Annotated in this window: 12 protein-coding genes; 7 read left to right on the forward strand and 5 right to left on the reverse strand. The window is 72.3% G+C overall.

From position 1 onward, the window contains the following. Positions 1-5 precede the first annotated feature (5 nt). The 3 genes from AB4Z02_RS14520 to AB4Z02_RS14530 all read right to left on the reverse strand — a co-directional run bounded on the left by AB4Z02_RS14520 (position 6) and on the right by AB4Z02_RS14530 (position 2,349). The gene (locus tag AB4Z02_RS14520; protein ID WP_056884760.1) at positions 6-1,103 is read right to left on the reverse strand and encodes a PP2C family protein-serine/threonine phosphatase; all 1,098 of its coding nucleotides are present in this window, start codon (positions 1,101-1,103) and stop codon (positions 6-8) included. A 133-nt stretch (positions 1,104-1,236) separates the two neighbouring features. After that, positions 1,237-1,704 (reverse strand): ribose-5-phosphate isomerase, encoded by a 468-nt coding sequence (locus tag AB4Z02_RS14525; RefSeq protein WP_056884761.1) that lies wholly within the window; start codon positions 1,702-1,704, stop codon positions 1,237-1,239. Between the two features lie 18 nt (positions 1,705-1,722). Continuing rightward, a complete protein-coding gene (locus tag AB4Z02_RS14530) occupies positions 1,723-2,349 on the reverse strand; it encodes a mycothiol-dependent nitroreductase Rv2466c family protein (RefSeq protein WP_056884762.1) in 627 nt (208 codons plus the stop codon). Between the two features lie 114 nt (positions 2,350-2,463). Here AB4Z02_RS14530 and pepN point away from each other — a divergent pair, with 114 nt between their 5' ends. From pepN to AB4Z02_RS14560, 6 genes are read left to right on the forward strand one after another with little or no spacing between them, the layout of a single operon-like run. Continuing rightward, the gene (gene pepN, locus AB4Z02_RS14535; RefSeq protein ID WP_441971788.1) at positions 2,464-5,022 is read left to right on the forward strand and encodes an aminopeptidase N; all 2,559 of its coding nucleotides are present in this window, start codon (positions 2,464-2,466) and stop codon (positions 5,020-5,022) included. Continuing rightward, positions 5,015-5,953: a mechanosensitive ion channel family protein gene (locus AB4Z02_RS14540; protein ID WP_056884851.1), complete on the forward strand. Its 939-nt coding sequence runs from the start codon at positions 5,015-5,017 to the stop codon at positions 5,951-5,953. Before pepN ends, AB4Z02_RS14540 begins: the two co-directional genes overlap by 8 nt. Next, entirely contained in the window at positions 5,950-6,348 is a 399-nt protein-coding gene (locus AB4Z02_RS14545; RefSeq protein WP_441971789.1) for a globin, read from the forward strand. Before AB4Z02_RS14540 ends, AB4Z02_RS14545 begins: the two co-directional genes overlap by 4 nt. A 55-nt stretch (positions 6,349-6,403) precedes the next feature. Beyond that, entirely contained in the window at positions 6,404-8,131 is a 1,728-nt protein-coding gene (locus AB4Z02_RS14550; RefSeq protein ID WP_441971791.1) for a glycoside hydrolase family 13 protein, read from the forward strand. 51 nt (positions 8,132-8,182) lie between these two features. Next, entirely contained in the window at positions 8,183-8,977 is a 795-nt protein-coding gene (locus AB4Z02_RS14555; protein ID WP_441971793.1) for a glycerophosphodiester phosphodiesterase, read from the forward strand. Next, positions 8,974-10,380, forward strand: a complete 1,407-nt coding sequence (locus AB4Z02_RS14560; protein ID WP_441971795.1) for an MFS transporter — start codon at positions 8,974-8,976, stop codon at positions 10,378-10,380. The genes AB4Z02_RS14555 and AB4Z02_RS14560 overlap by 4 nt, the downstream gene beginning before the upstream one ends. Positions 10,381-10,390: 10 nt before the next feature. Here AB4Z02_RS14560 and AB4Z02_RS14565 read toward each other — a convergent pair whose 3' ends face one another. Beyond that, the gene (locus tag AB4Z02_RS14565) at positions 10,391-11,029 is read right to left on the reverse strand and encodes a hypothetical protein (RefSeq protein WP_441971797.1); all 639 of its coding nucleotides are present in this window, start codon (positions 11,027-11,029) and stop codon (positions 10,391-10,393) included. Continuing rightward, on the reverse strand, positions 11,014-11,472 hold the full coding sequence (locus AB4Z02_RS14570; RefSeq protein WP_056884767.1) for an acyl-CoA thioesterase: 459 nt from the start codon (positions 11,470-11,472) through the stop codon (positions 11,014-11,016). The genes AB4Z02_RS14565 and AB4Z02_RS14570 overlap by 16 nt, the downstream gene beginning before the upstream one ends. Before the next feature lie 48 nt (positions 11,473-11,520). Between AB4Z02_RS14570 and AB4Z02_RS14575 the strand changes: the two genes are divergently transcribed. Next, the gene (locus AB4Z02_RS14575; protein WP_156400047.1) at positions 11,521-13,671 is read left to right on the forward strand and encodes a RecQ family ATP-dependent DNA helicase; all 2,151 of its coding nucleotides are present in this window, start codon (positions 11,521-11,523) and stop codon (positions 13,669-13,671) included. The last annotated feature ends 32 nt before the right edge of the window (positions 13,672-13,703 follow it).

The raw sequence follows: 13,703 nt of genomic DNA on the forward strand, positions 1-13,703 counted from the left end.
AGGCGTCAGCGGCGCCAGACGAGGACGGCAGCGCGGTCGTCGGTCTCGCCGGCCCGGGCGGCGGCGCACATCTTGGCCGCCATGCCCTCGAACCCGCGCCCGATCATGCGCTCGGCCGTCCCGAGCATGCGGTCGATGCCGTCGCGCAGGTCGCGGTTGCGCACCTCGATGACGCCGTCGGTGTAGAGCAGCAGCGCGTCACCACGGCCCAGCCGTCCGGTGATCCTCGGGAACGTGACCGACTCGGCGACGCCGAGCACCGGGCCCTCGTCGCCCTCGAGCACCTGCCAGCGACCCGAGCCGGCCGAGAACTTGACCGGCGGCGGGTGGCCGGCCGAGGCGAGGCTGTACTCCCCCGTCGACAGGTCGATCATCGCGTGCGCCGCGCTGGCGAAGCCCTCGTCCCACTGCTGGCGCAGGAGGTAGCCGTTGGCGGCGTCGAGGAACTGGTCGTAGGGCAGCGAGCCCAGCAGGCCACCGAACGCGCCCGAGAGCAGCAGCGAGCGCGTGCCGGCGGCGATCCCCTTGCCCGAGACGTCGACCAGCGCCAGCTCGAGGACGTCGTCGTCGCGACTGGTCACCAGGAAGTCGCCGGAGAACGAGTCGCCGTAGGCCGAGAGCACCGACAGCTCGGCGCCCCAGCTCGGCGGCAGCTCGGGGAGCTCACCCTGGGTGCGCAGGCGGTCGCGCAGGTCCACGAGCATCGTCTCGCCGAGGTTGCCCTGGACCCCGAGCCTCGCGCGGGACGCCGCGACCCAGAACATGATGACCATCACCGAGATCAGCACGGCGTAGGCGCCCCAGTAGTTGGCGGACCCGTTCCCGCGCCCCAGGACGGTGAACATGCCCGTGAGCAGGATCGTGGTGTCGACCAGGGCCAGCCACTTCGGCGGGAGGAACAGGCCGGCGAGGACCGCCACGGGCAGGTACACCGAGAACGGGAAGAAGGGGACCTCAACCGCCTGGGCCCAGCAGAGCAACAGGTTGGCGACCACGAGGGCGACGACCGTCAGGCCGGTGTTCCACCGGTTGAGGCGCGTACGTCCCCGTTGGAGGCGCGTGAGGACGGAGCGACGCGCGAGGACCGTCCTGCCTTCGTCCACGTGTGCGAGATCCTTCGGCCTGGTCCGGGGTACAGGGGCACCCAACATGGTCATGGGCTGGACCGGCCCCCAGACCAGTCCTGCCCCGGCAGCCTAGCGGGGCGGTCACGCACCCCACCGGTGAATGCAGCGATCAGGACAGGGGCGGCAGCGCGCCGTCGTGCTCGTAGGCACTGACCATGTCGATGCGCCGCACGTGGCGGGGCGCCTCGGAGAAGGCGGTGCCGAGGAACACGCGCACCATCTCCTTGGCCTCCTCGACGGTGTTCATGCGGCCGCCGATGGAGATGACCTGGGCGTTGTTGTGCTCGCGCGCAAGCTGGGCGAGCTCCTCGTTGTAGCAGAGGGCGGCGCGGATGCCCTTGACCTTGTTGGCTGCCATCTGCTCGCCGTTGCCCGACCCTCCGAGCACGACGCCCCGCGAGCCGGGGTCCGCGGCGACGGCCTCGGCGGCGCGCAGCACGAAGACGGGGTAGTCGTCCTCGGCGTCGAAGTCGTGGGGCCCGTGGTTGGTCACCTCGTGCCCTTCGGACTCCAGGAACGTGACCAGCTCACCGAGCAGGTCGTAGGCCGCGTGGTCGCCACCGATGTGGACTCGCATGATGGGTCTCCGGTCGGGTCAGTCGAAGATGGGGCCGACGGTGCGGCTGCGCTTGAGCTCGAAGAAGCCGGGGGTGCCGGCCACGAGGACGCAACCGTCCCACAGCTTCGCCGCCGCCTCGCCCTTGGGTGCGGGGCTCACCACGGGCCCGAAGAACGCGACCCCCTCGACCGCCACGACCGGGGTGCCCACGTCGTCACCGACGAGGTCGATGCCGCGCTGGTGGCTGGCCCGCAGCCGGTCGTCGTGCTCGTCGGTGTCGGCGAACTCCGCCAGCTCGAGCGGCAGGCCCACCTCCTCCAGCGCCGGGACGATGACCTTGGCGTAGTCCTTCTCGCCGCCGAGGTGGATGCGGGTGCCCATCGCGTCGTAGAGGGGCTTGACGACCTTGTCGCCGTACTCCTCCTTGGCCGCCAGAATGACGCGGACCGGGCCCCACGCGCGGTCCATCATCGCGCGGTACTCCTCGGGCAGGTCACGGCCCTCGTTGAGCACGGCCAGGCTCATGACCGACCAGGTCACGTCGACGGGGCGGACCTTCTCGACCTCCATCATCCAGCGCGAGGTCATCCAGGCCCACGGGCACAGGGGGTCGAACCAGAACTCGGCGGAGGTACGGGGCGCAGTCGTGTCGGTGGCACTCACCCGAACAATCCTGCCATTGCCGGTCAACCGGCGGTAAAGGGGTCCTCGACCGACCGGTCGGCCGTGCGAGGATGGCGCCCTCCCCTGCACACTCGCACCTACAGGAGCAGTCTGTTGCCTGGCAAGAACCTGACCCGCGACGAGGCGCTCACCCGCGCTGCCCTCGTGGCCGTCGACCACTACGACGTCGTGCTCGACCTCACGACGTCGGACACGACGTTCCGCACGACCACGACCGTGACGTTCACGGGCCAGGAGGGTGGCCAGACCTTCGTCGACCTCATCGCCCCCTCGGTGGAGGCGATCACGCTCAACGGTGAGGCGCTCGACCCGGCGACCCACTTCGACGGCGTGCGGGTGACGCTCCCCCGGCTCGCCGAGCACAACACCCTGACGGTCGACGCGACGGCTGCCTACATGAACACCGGCGAGGGTCTGCACCGTTTCGTCGACCCCGTCGACGACGAGGTCTACCTGTACTCCCAGTTCGAGGTCGCCGACTGCCGCCGCATGTTCGCGGTCTTCGAGCAGCCCGACCTCAAGGCCACCTACGCCTTCACCATCACCGCCCCCGCGCACTGGGAGGTCGTCTCCAACGCCCCGACCCCCGAGCCGACGCCGGTGCGGGACGGCGTGGCGACGTGGGCGTTCCCCACCACGCAGCGCATGTCCTGCTACATCACCGCGCTCGTCGCCGGCCCCTACGCGGTCGTGCGCGACGAGGTGCAGACCCGCCGCGGCACCGTGCCGCTCGGCATCTTCTGCCGCAGGTCGATGCTCGAGCACCTCGACGCCGACAACGTGTTCGACTGCACCAAGCGGGGATTCGCGTTCTTCGAGAACGAGTTCGACTGCGAGTACCCGTTCGAGAAGTACGACACCCTCTTCACGCCCGAGTACAACATGGGTGCGATGGAGAACGCCGGGGCCGTCACGGTCAACGAGACCTACGTGTTCCGGGCCAAGGTCACCGAGGCGATCATCGAGCGCCGCGCCCTGACGCTGCTGCACGAGCTGGCGCACATGTGGTTCGGCGACCTCGTCACCATGAAGTGGTGGAACGACCTGTGGCTCAACGAGTCGTTCGCCGAGTGGGCGTCGACCACGTGCCAGTCCGAGGCCACCGAGTGGGAGTCGGCCTGGACGACCTTCGGCATCAGCGAGAAGGCGTGGGCCTACCGCCAGGACCAGCTCTCCTCGACCCACCCGATCGTCGCACCGATTCGCGACCTCGAGGACGTCGAGGTCAACTTCGACGGCATCACCTACGCCAAGGGCGCCTCCGTCCTCAAGCAGCTCGTCGCCTACGTCGGCCGTGAGCCGTTCGTCGCCGGCCTGCGCGCCTACTTCGCCAAGCACGCGTGGGGCAACACCACCCTGCAGGACCTGCTCGGCGAGCTCGAGCAGACCTCGGGCCGTGACCTCGGCACGTGGTCCAAGCTCTGGCTGGAGACGGCTGGGGTCAACACGCTGCGCCCGGTGGTCGAGACCGACGACCAGGGGCTCATCAGCTCCGCGGTCATCGAGCAGACCAGCCCGGCCGAGCACCCCACCCTGCGTCCCCACCGCCTCGCGGTCGGCCTCTACTCGGTGGAGGAGGGCGCGGACGGCCCGGTGCTCGTGCGCACCGACCGCCTCGAGCTCGACGTCGACGGCGCGCAGACCACCGTCACCGAGCTGGTCGGGCGCCCCGTGCCGGACCTGCTGCTCGTCAACGACGAGGACCTGGCCTACGCCAAGATCCGCCTCGACGCGCGCTCGCTCGCCACGGCCCTGGCGCACCCGCGCGGCTTCCAGGACAGCCTGCCCCGCGCCCTGGTGCTCGGCGCGGCCTGGGACATGACCCGCGACGCGGAGATGTCGGCGCGCGACTTCGTCGACCTGGTGCTGGCATCCCTACCCGGCGAGACCAACTCCACGATGCTCCGTACCGTGCTGGCGCAGCTCTCGTCCGCGGCGCACCTCTACGTCGCACCCCAGCACCGGGACGAGACCCTCGCCACGGTGACCGCCGGCCTGCGCCGCCTCGCCGAGGCGGCCGAGCCCGGCAGCGACGCACAGCTCCAGCTGCTCACCGCGTACGCGTCGGTGCAGCGCGGCGGCGACGACGCGGCGTACCTGCGCGGGCTGTTCGAGGGCACGACCACGCTCGAGGGCCTGGCTGTCGACACCGAGATGCGCTGGACCCTGCTCACGGCGCTGGCCGCGGCAGGCGACGCCACGCAGGCCGAGGTCGACGCCGAGCGCGAGCGCGACAACACCGCGACCGGCCGGGAGCGGGCGGCTCGGGCCCTCGCCGCCATGCCGACCGCGGAGGCCAAGGCGGCCGCGTGGCACGACGGTGTCGAGGACACGTCACTGCCCAACTCGGTGGTCGAGGCGACCGGCCTCGGCTTCACCCAGGCCAACGACCCCGAGCTGCTGCGGCCCTACGTCGAGCGCTACCACGAGGCCCTGCTCGACATCTGGGAGTCGCGGACGCACGCCATCGCCGAGTCGATCCTGGTGACCTACTACCCCACCCTGATCGCCGACCAGCAGCTGCTCGACGCGTCGCAGGGCTGGCTCGACGCCCACACCGACGCCCCGGCAGGGCTGGTGCGCCTGGTCGCCGAGAACCGGGACGGCATCGCCCGCGCCCTGCGCGCCCAGGCCCGGGATGCCGATGCCTGAGTCGTTCCTCAGCACTCTGACCAAGCTGACGCCCGAGGGGGTCTGGGACTGGTTCCTCGGAGCCCCCCTCAGGGTCGTCGTCACGGTCATCCTCGGGATCGTGCTGCGCTGGCTGATGCTGCGCTCGATCGGGCGGGTCGTCCGGCTGACGCTGGCCAAGTCGGACGCGCGCCGGGCCCGTGAGCCCGGCCGGGTCGGCCGGGCCGGCAACGCCCTCGCGGCAGCCGCGGGCATCGACCGTGAACGGCACCGTCAGCGCACCCTGACCATGGGGTCGCTGCTGCGCAGCACGGTCACGTTCGTCGTGGGCCTGATCGTGGTGCTCACGGTGCTGGGGATCGTCGGCATCAACCTCGCGCCGCTGCTGGCGACGGCCGGGGTCGGCGGCGTCGCCCTCGGCTTCGGTGCGCAGAGCCTGGTCAAGGACTTCCTCTCGGGGATCTTCATGATCCTCGAGGACCAGTACGGCGTCGGCGACGTCATCGACACGGGCGAGGCCGTCGGCACCGTCGAGGAGGTCAGCCTCCGCGTCACACGACTCCGCGACGGCAGCGGTGTGGTCTGGTACATCCGCAACGGCGAGATCGTCCGGATCGGCAACAAGAGCCAGGGCTGGTCGACCGCCATCGTCGACCTCCCCGTCTCCTACGAGGAGAACCTCGAGAAGGTCATCCCGCTGATCCGCTCTGTCGTGCACGAGATGGACCAGTCCCCCGACTGGCAGGCCGCCCTGCTCGAGGAGCCGAACGTGGTCGGCGTGGAGTCCATCACCGGCAGCGTCGTCACCATCCGGGTGATCGCCAAGACGGCCCCGGAGCAGCAGTACGGCGTCTCGCGCGAGATCCGTGAGCGGGTCAAGGTCGCGTTCGACAGCCACGGCGTCAAGGTGCCGGTCATGACGCCCTTCGGCCCGGCGGGCGGTGCCCGGTGACGGCCTCGGGACAGTTCGGCAGCTTCTACGACCAGGTCGGCGGTCACGAGACCTTCCGCAAGCTCGTGCACGAGTTCTACCGGGGCGTGGCCGACGACCCGGCGTTGCGCGCGCTCTACCCCGAGCAGGACCTCGGCCCGGCCGAGGACCGCCTGCGGCTGTTCCTCGAGCAGTACTGGGGCGGGCCGACCACCTACTCCGAGCAGCGCGGCCACCCGCGGCTGAGGATGCGGCACCACCCGTTCAAGGTGACCCCGGCCCAGCGCGACCGCTGGCTGCGGCACATGATGACGGCCGTGGACACCCTCGACCTGGCGTCCGCGAACGACCTGCTGCTGCGCGACTACCTCGAACGGGCAGCGCACAGCCTGGTCAACTCCCTCGACGAGGAGTGAGACGACGCAATACCGGTTTCGTGCCGAGGGGGCTCATGCCCCACCATGGTTGCCCGTGACTGAAACCCTCTCCACGACGGTGAGCCCGACCGGCTCCGCGCACCTCGTCCACCCCGCCGACTCCCCCGACGCCGCCTGGTGGCGCCACGCGGTGATCTACCAGATCTACCCCCGCTCCTGGGCCGACGGCGACGGCGACGGCATCGGCGACCTGCCCGGCGTGACCGCGCGCCTGCCCTACCTCAAGGCGCTGGGTGTCGACGCCGTCTGGTTCAGCCCCTTCTACACCTCGCCCCAGGCCGACGCCGGCTACGACGTCGCCGACTACCGCGACATCGACCCGCTCTTCGGCTCCCTGGCCGACGCCGACGCCATGGTGGCCAAGGCGCACGAGCTCGGGCTCAAGGTGATCGTCGACCTCGTCCCCAACCACACCAGCGACGAGCACGCGTGGTTCAAGGAGGCGCTGGCGGCGGCGCCCGGCAGTCCCGAGCGCGACCGCTACATCTTCCGCGACGGCAACGGCGAGCACGGCGAGCTCCCGCCGAACGACTGGCACTCGGTCTTCGGCGGCAACGGCTGGACCCGCGTCACCGAGGCCGACGGCACCCCCGGCCAGTGGTACCTGCACCTGTTCGACACCAAGCAGCCCGACCTCAACTGGGACAACCCCGAGGTCGGCGACGAGTTCGAGTCGATCCTGCGCTTCTGGCTCGACCGCGGCATCGACGGCTTCCGGGTCGACGTGGCCCACGGCCTCGTCAAGGAGCCGGCGCTGCCCGACTACGACGCCGAGCTGCACATCCTCGACGGCGAGCTCAAGCCCGGCGCCCCGGTCCCGCCCATGTGGGACCAGGACGGCGTGCACGAGGTCTACCGCCGCTGGCGCAAGGTGCTCGACAGCTACGGCGAGCCCGACCGCATCCTGTGCGCCGAGGCGTGGGTCCGTCCGCAGGAGCGTGCAGTCCGCTACGTCCGCCAGGACGAGATGCACCAGGCGTTCAACTTCGACTTCCTCAAGGCGAAGTGGGACGCGCAGGACCTGCGCGCGGTCATCGAGTCGTCGCTGTCCGCAGCCGACTCGGTCGGCGCCCCCAGCACGTGGGTGCTGTCCAACCACGACGTCGTCCGCCACGCGTCGCGGCTCGGCCTGCCCGTCGACGAGCGCCAGCCCAACGGCATCAGCGCCGACGACCCGCAGCCCGACCGCGAGCTGGGGCTCCGCCGGGCCCGTGCCGCCTCGGCCCTGATGCTGGCGCTGCCCGGTGGCGCGTACATCTACCAGGCCGAGGAGCTGGGCCTGCCCGAGTCGACCGACATGCCGGCCGAGTTCCGCCAGGACCCCACGTTCATCCGCACGCAGGGCGAGGAGATCGGCCGCGACGGGTGCCGGGTGCCGATCCCGTGGGAGAAGGACGCCCCGTCCTTCGGCTTCGGGCCCACCGACGCGACCTGGCTGCCCCAGCCCGCGGTGTACGGCGAGTACGCCGTCGACCAGCAGGACGGCGTGGAGGGCTCGACCCTCGAGCTCTACCGGACGCTGCTGGCGACCCGCCGCGAGCGCTCGCTCGGCACCGGCGGCCTCCAGGTGCTGGACGGCTACGGCGACGAGGTGGTGGCGCTGGTCAACACCGGCGCCGGCGAGGGCGACACGCTCGTGCTCACCAACCTCGGCTCCTCCACAGTGGCCCTGCCCGAGGGCGCCACCGTGCTGGTCGCGTCCGGCCCGCTTGCCGCTGACGGCTCGCTCCCCACCGACACGACCGTCTGGGCCTCCATCTGAGCCACCTGCCCCGATCCGCCCGCGCTGGGCGGGTCGGGGCAGACTGGGCCGGTGAGAGCCGCCGACTTCGCGTACTTCGACGCGCCGACCCCGATCGGGCTGGCGCACCGCGGAGGCGCCAAGGTCGAGGCGAACCTGCGGCTGGAGAACACCCTGGCCGCCTTCCGCCACGCCGTGGACCTCGGCTACCGCTACCTCGAGACCGACGTCCACGCGACCCGCGACGGCCGGGTCGTGGCCTTCCACGACCACGTCCTCGACCGCGTCACCGACCAGCGGGGGCGCATCGCCGACCTCCCGTACGCCGCCGTGCGCGCCGCCCGCGTGGGTGGCAGCGAAGCGATCCCGCTGCTGTCCGACCTGCTCGAGGAGCTGCCCGACGCGCGGGTCAACATCGACGTGAAGGCAGCAGGGGCGATCGAGCCGCTGGCGGCGGTCGTCCGGGCGCACGACGCCTTCGACCGCGTCTGCATCGGCTCGTTCTCACGGGGCAGGCTGCGAGCCGTGCGAGCCCTCCTCGGCCCGGCGGTGGCGACCGCGGCCGTGCCCTCCGAGGTGGGCGTGCTGCGCTTCGCACCCCGCCTCGTGGCCGACTGGCTGCGCTCCCCCGCCGCGGTGCTGCAGGTCCCCACGGGCCACGTGGTCGGCGGCCGGCGGCTCGACCTGGTCACCCCCGCCCTCGTCGAACGCGTCCACGCCATGGGCAAGCACGTACACGTCTGGACCATCGACGACGCCCAGGAGATGCACCGGCTGTTCGACCTCGGCGTGGACGGGATCGTGTCCGACCGCATCGACACGCTGGCCGACGTCCTCGCCGAGCGCGGCGTACCGTTGGGGCAGTGACCGCGTCCCTCCGCCCCGCCGTGAAGGCCGCGGGGTCGCGGGGCGGGGTGTTCGACCCCGCATACGCCCTCGTCTCGCTCGCGCTCGTCGCACTGATCACCGTCATCGCCTTCGAGGGCATGGCCGTCTCGACCGCCATGCCGGCCGCGGCCCGCGAGCTCGACGCGGTGCGGTCCTACGGGCTGGCGTTCTCGGTCATGCTCACCACGCAGCTGCTCGGCATCGTCCTCGCCGGCGTCTGGTGCGACCGGTCCGGACCGCTGCCCTCGCTCTACCTCGGCCAGGTGCTGTTCGCCGTCGGCTGCGGCGTGTGCGGCTCGTCGACCGGGTTCGGGACCTTCCTCGCCGGTCGCGGCGTGGCCGGCCTGGGGGCCGGGCTCATCATCGTCGCCGGCTACGTCGTCATCGGCCGCGCCTACCCGGAGTCGTTGCGCCCCAAGGTGTTCAGCGTCATCTCGGCGGCGTGGGTCCTGCCCTCACTCCTCGGGCCGCCGATCTCCGCGTGGGTCACCACGACCTTCTCGTGGCGCTGGGTCTTCTGGCTGGTCGTGGTGCCGGTCGTCGTCGCGATGGTCGCGGTCGTCGCGCGACGGGGACAGATCCACGCCGCCGACGAGGGCGTCGAGGCGTCGGGTCGCGACCACCGCGCCCACGCCCGGGCGGCGTGGGCGGGGCTGCTCATCGCGGCGTCGGCCGGGGCCCTGCAGTGGGGCACCCACGACCTCGAGGTCGAGTGGTCGGCGCAGAGCCTGGTCGCCGTCGTCGGCGTCGCCGGTATCGCGGCCGCGGCTCCCCTGCTGCTGCCCCGTGGCACCTGGCTGATGCGGCGCGGGCTGCCCTCGGTGATGGTGGCGCGGTTCCTGCTCACCTGCTCGTTCTTCGGCACCATCACCTACATCCCGCTGATGCTCGTCAACGAGCGGGGGCTCTCCCTCGGGGCCGCCGGCACGATCCTCGCGGTCGGCTCGCTCGGCTGGTCAGCCGGGTCGTGGGTGCAGGGTCGCGACCGCTGGGCGGGACGTCGCCACCGGCTCGTCTCCGTGGGCGGCGCGCTGCTCACCACCGGCCTGCTCACCGTCGTGGCGGTGACCCACTTCGGCTGGAACCCCTACCTCGTGGCCGTCGCCCTCGTCGCCTGTGGCACTGGCATGGGTCTGGGCACCGCCAGCCTCTCGGTGCTGTCCCTGCTGCTCACGGCACCGGCCGACCACGGCTCGACCTCGTCCTCGCTGCAGCTCGCCGACGTGCTCGGCTCGGTGCTCGGGATCGCTGCGGCAGGCGCCGTCTTCGCGGCCATGCACACCAGGGCGGGGCAGGACGTGCCGGTCTACGTCGCGATGTGGCTCGGGCTCAGCGCCGTGTCGGCGCTCGTCGTCGTCGCCGGGCGCCGCATCAGCACCTGAGCGCGCCAGGTCACCGGATGAGGACGTGCCCGGCCGGTGTCGACAGGCGCGTCCAACGGCCTTGGGTCCACACCGTCACCTCCGACCCCGGCGCGGCGAAGCCCAGGGCGTAGGTCGCGAACGCACCTCCCGCCGGCACCGGTGGCGTGGTGGTCGTCAGCCGTCCCCACACGTGCCGTCGCAGCGCCGTCACGGCGGCGCCGCCGGCGTCCGAAGGGGCGCCCGAGGCGACCTGCGCGATGCCGTCGCGCGCGACGGCATACACCTCCTCGGCGGTGAGGGCACCGACCCGCTCCCATCCGGCGCGCGGCGGCGCCATGGCGGCCCAGCCGACGCTCACGGTGGTCGGCGGCACCGACAGCGTCGTGCCGCCCTCGCGGGCGAGCCGGTCGGTGAGCGAGGCGAGGGAGACGGTGGTGTCCAGCTCGGCGGGCTCGGCCAGCGGCATGGCGCGCAGCCCGATCACCGCGCCCTCGCCCATGAGCCCGCTGCCGGGGAGCACGCCGACGTATGCCGCGAGCGTCGTGCCGCTCGCCTGCAGGCGCACCGCTCCGTCGTCGTCGGCGGCCTTGGCGCGCGAGACATACGTGCGCAGGTCGTCCAGCCCCTGGGCGTCGGGGAAGCGCAGCTCCATCAGCGTCGCCGCCACCGGAACGGGACCGGCTCACCGGCCCGCGCCTCGAGCATCTCGCGCAGGTCGGGCGCCATCCGCCGAGGGGTCGACGTCGCGAAGTCGTAGAGCACGAGGGTCGTCTCGGCCCGCGCGTAGACGGTGTCGTCGCCGGCGTGGCCGTCGCGCACCTCGTAGGCGAGGTCGAAGCCGGCACCACCGATCTTGGTGGCCCACATCTCGACGACGATCGGCGGCACCCGGAACAGCAGCGGCGCGAGGTACTCGATCTCGTGGCGGGCCACGAGGATCCCCTCCGAGAGCACCGAGCGGTCCTGCCCGAACCACTCCTCGAACCCAATGACGCGAGCGTCCTCGAGCAGGCGCAGGAACTGCACGTTGTTGACGTGGCCGTAGGCGTCCATGTCGCTCCAGCGGAGCGGCACGTTGACCCGGTAACGCTCGCGGGGCTGGTCTGCCATGCGCCCATCCTGTCAGGGGTGTCGGGGCGGCCGCATACGGTGGTCACCATGGAGACGACCACCGCCGACCCCGTCCACGACCAGGGCGCTAAGCCGGGGTCCGGGCTGCGCGCCCGGGCCACCGACGTCCTGCGGCGGCTGGTGGGTCGGGCCGATGCCGACTTCCGCGACGGCCAGCTCGAGGCGGTCGAGGCCCTGGTCGGCAGGCGTCGGCGGGTGCTCGTGGTCCAACGCACCGGGTGGGGCAAGTCGGCGGTCTACTTCGTCTCCACCGCCCTGCGCCGCCAGGAGGGCGCGGGCCCGACCGTCATCGTCTCCCCGTTGCTGGCCCTCATGCGCGACCAGGTCGCCGCGGCCGAGCGCGCCGGCATCCGGGCCGTCACCATGAACTCCGCCAACGCCGACGAGTGGGGACGCGTGTCCGCGGCCCTGGCCGCCGACGAGGTCGACGTGCTCCTCGTGAGCCCCGAGCGGCTCAACAACCCCCGGTTCCGTGACGAGCAGCTGCCCGACCTTGCCCGTCGCTGCGGCCTGCTCGTGGTCGACGAGGCCCACTGCGTCTCCGACTGGGGTCACGACTTCCGCCCCGACTACCGCCGCATCCGCGACCTGCTCACCACCCTGCCGTCCGACACCCCCGTGCTGGCGACCACCGCCACGGCCAACGCCCGCGTCGTCACCGACGTGGTCGAGCAGCTCGGAGCCGGCGGCCACGACGTCCTGACGCTGCGCGGTGGCCTGGCCCGGGACTCCCTGCGGCTCGGCGTCATGCGCCTCACCTCTCCCGAGCAGCGGCTCGCCTGGCTGCTGGCCCACCTCGACAGCCTGACCGGCAGCGGCATCGTCTACACCCTCACCGTGTCGGCGGCTGAGGACGTCGCCGTCGCCCTGCGGGAGGCGGGTCACGAGGTGCGCGCCTACACCGGCCGCACCGACCCGGCCGACCGCGAGCGCCTCGAGGCCATGCTGCGCGACAACCAGGTCAAGGCGCTGGTGGCCACCTCGGCGCTGGGTATGGGGTTCGACAAGCCCGACCTCGGGTTCGTCCTGCACCTCGGGGCACCTTCGTCGCCGGTGGCCTACTACCAGCAGGTCGGCCGTGCCGGGCGCGCCACCGAGCGCGCCGACGTGCTGCTCCTGCCCGGGCCGGAGGACAAGGACATCTGGTCCTACTTCGCCTCGGCGTCGATGCCGCGCCAGGAGCAGGCCGACGCGGTCCTCACCGCCCTGGCCCAGTCGCCCAAGCCGCTGTCGACCGTCGCCCTGGAGGCGGTCGTCGACATCCGGCGCACACGTCTCGAGCTGCTGCTCAAGGTGCTCGACGTCGACGGGGCCGTGCAGCGCGTCCCCGGTGGGTGGACCTCGACCGGTGAGCCGTGGACGTACGACGCCGAGCGCTACGAGCGCGTCAGCGCCGCGCGAGTGCGCGAGCAGGACCTCATGCTCGGCTACGAGCAGACCAGCGAGTGCCGCATGGCCTTCCTGCAGGAGTCGCTCGACGACGACACCGCCGTGCCCTGTGGCCGCTGCGACTCGTGCGCCGGTGGGTGGTTCCCCACCGAGGTGCCGGACACGGCCGTGACCACCGCTCGCGGCCGGCTCGAGCGCGCCGGGGTCGAGCTCGAACCGCGGGCGCAGTGGCCTTCCGGCATGGACCGGCTGGGCGTGCCGCTCAAGGGCCGCATAGGTCCGGGCGAGTCGATGGAGCCGGGGCGCGCCGTCGCCCGGCTCACCGACCTGGGCTGGGGCCAGCAGCTGCGGACGCTGCTGCGCGAGCAGGACGGCCCGGCCCCGGCCGAGCTGCTGCGGGCGTGTGTCCCCATCCTTCGCGACTGGACCTGGGCCGAGCGCCCGGTGGCCGTGGCCAGCATTCCGTCGCGCACCCGCCCCCAGCTCGTCGAGTCGGTGGCCCGGGGACTGGCCGAGATGGGACGCCTGCAGTGGCTGGGCCCCCTCGACCTGGTGCACGGCGGGCCGGCGGGAGAGGCGGGCGGCAACAGCGCGTTCCGGCTGGCCGGGGTGTGGGGCCGGCTGGCTCCCGGCCCCGAGATGCGACAGGCTCTCGGCTCCGTCGGCGGGCCGGTGCTCCTCGTCGACGACCTGGCGTCGTCCCGGTGGACGCTCACCGTGGCAGCGCAGGCGCTTCGTGAGGCCGGGGCCGACGCCGTGCTGCCGTTCGTCCTCGCCCTGGAGGCCTGAGGACGGCCCTTGGTCGCGGCCCGAGGCCCACG

Origin of the sequence: Pedococcus sp. 2YAF34, from assembly GCF_052114585.1 — a bacterium.
Classification (GTDB): Bacteria; Actinomycetota; Actinomycetes; order Actinomycetales; family Dermatophilaceae; genus Pedococcus.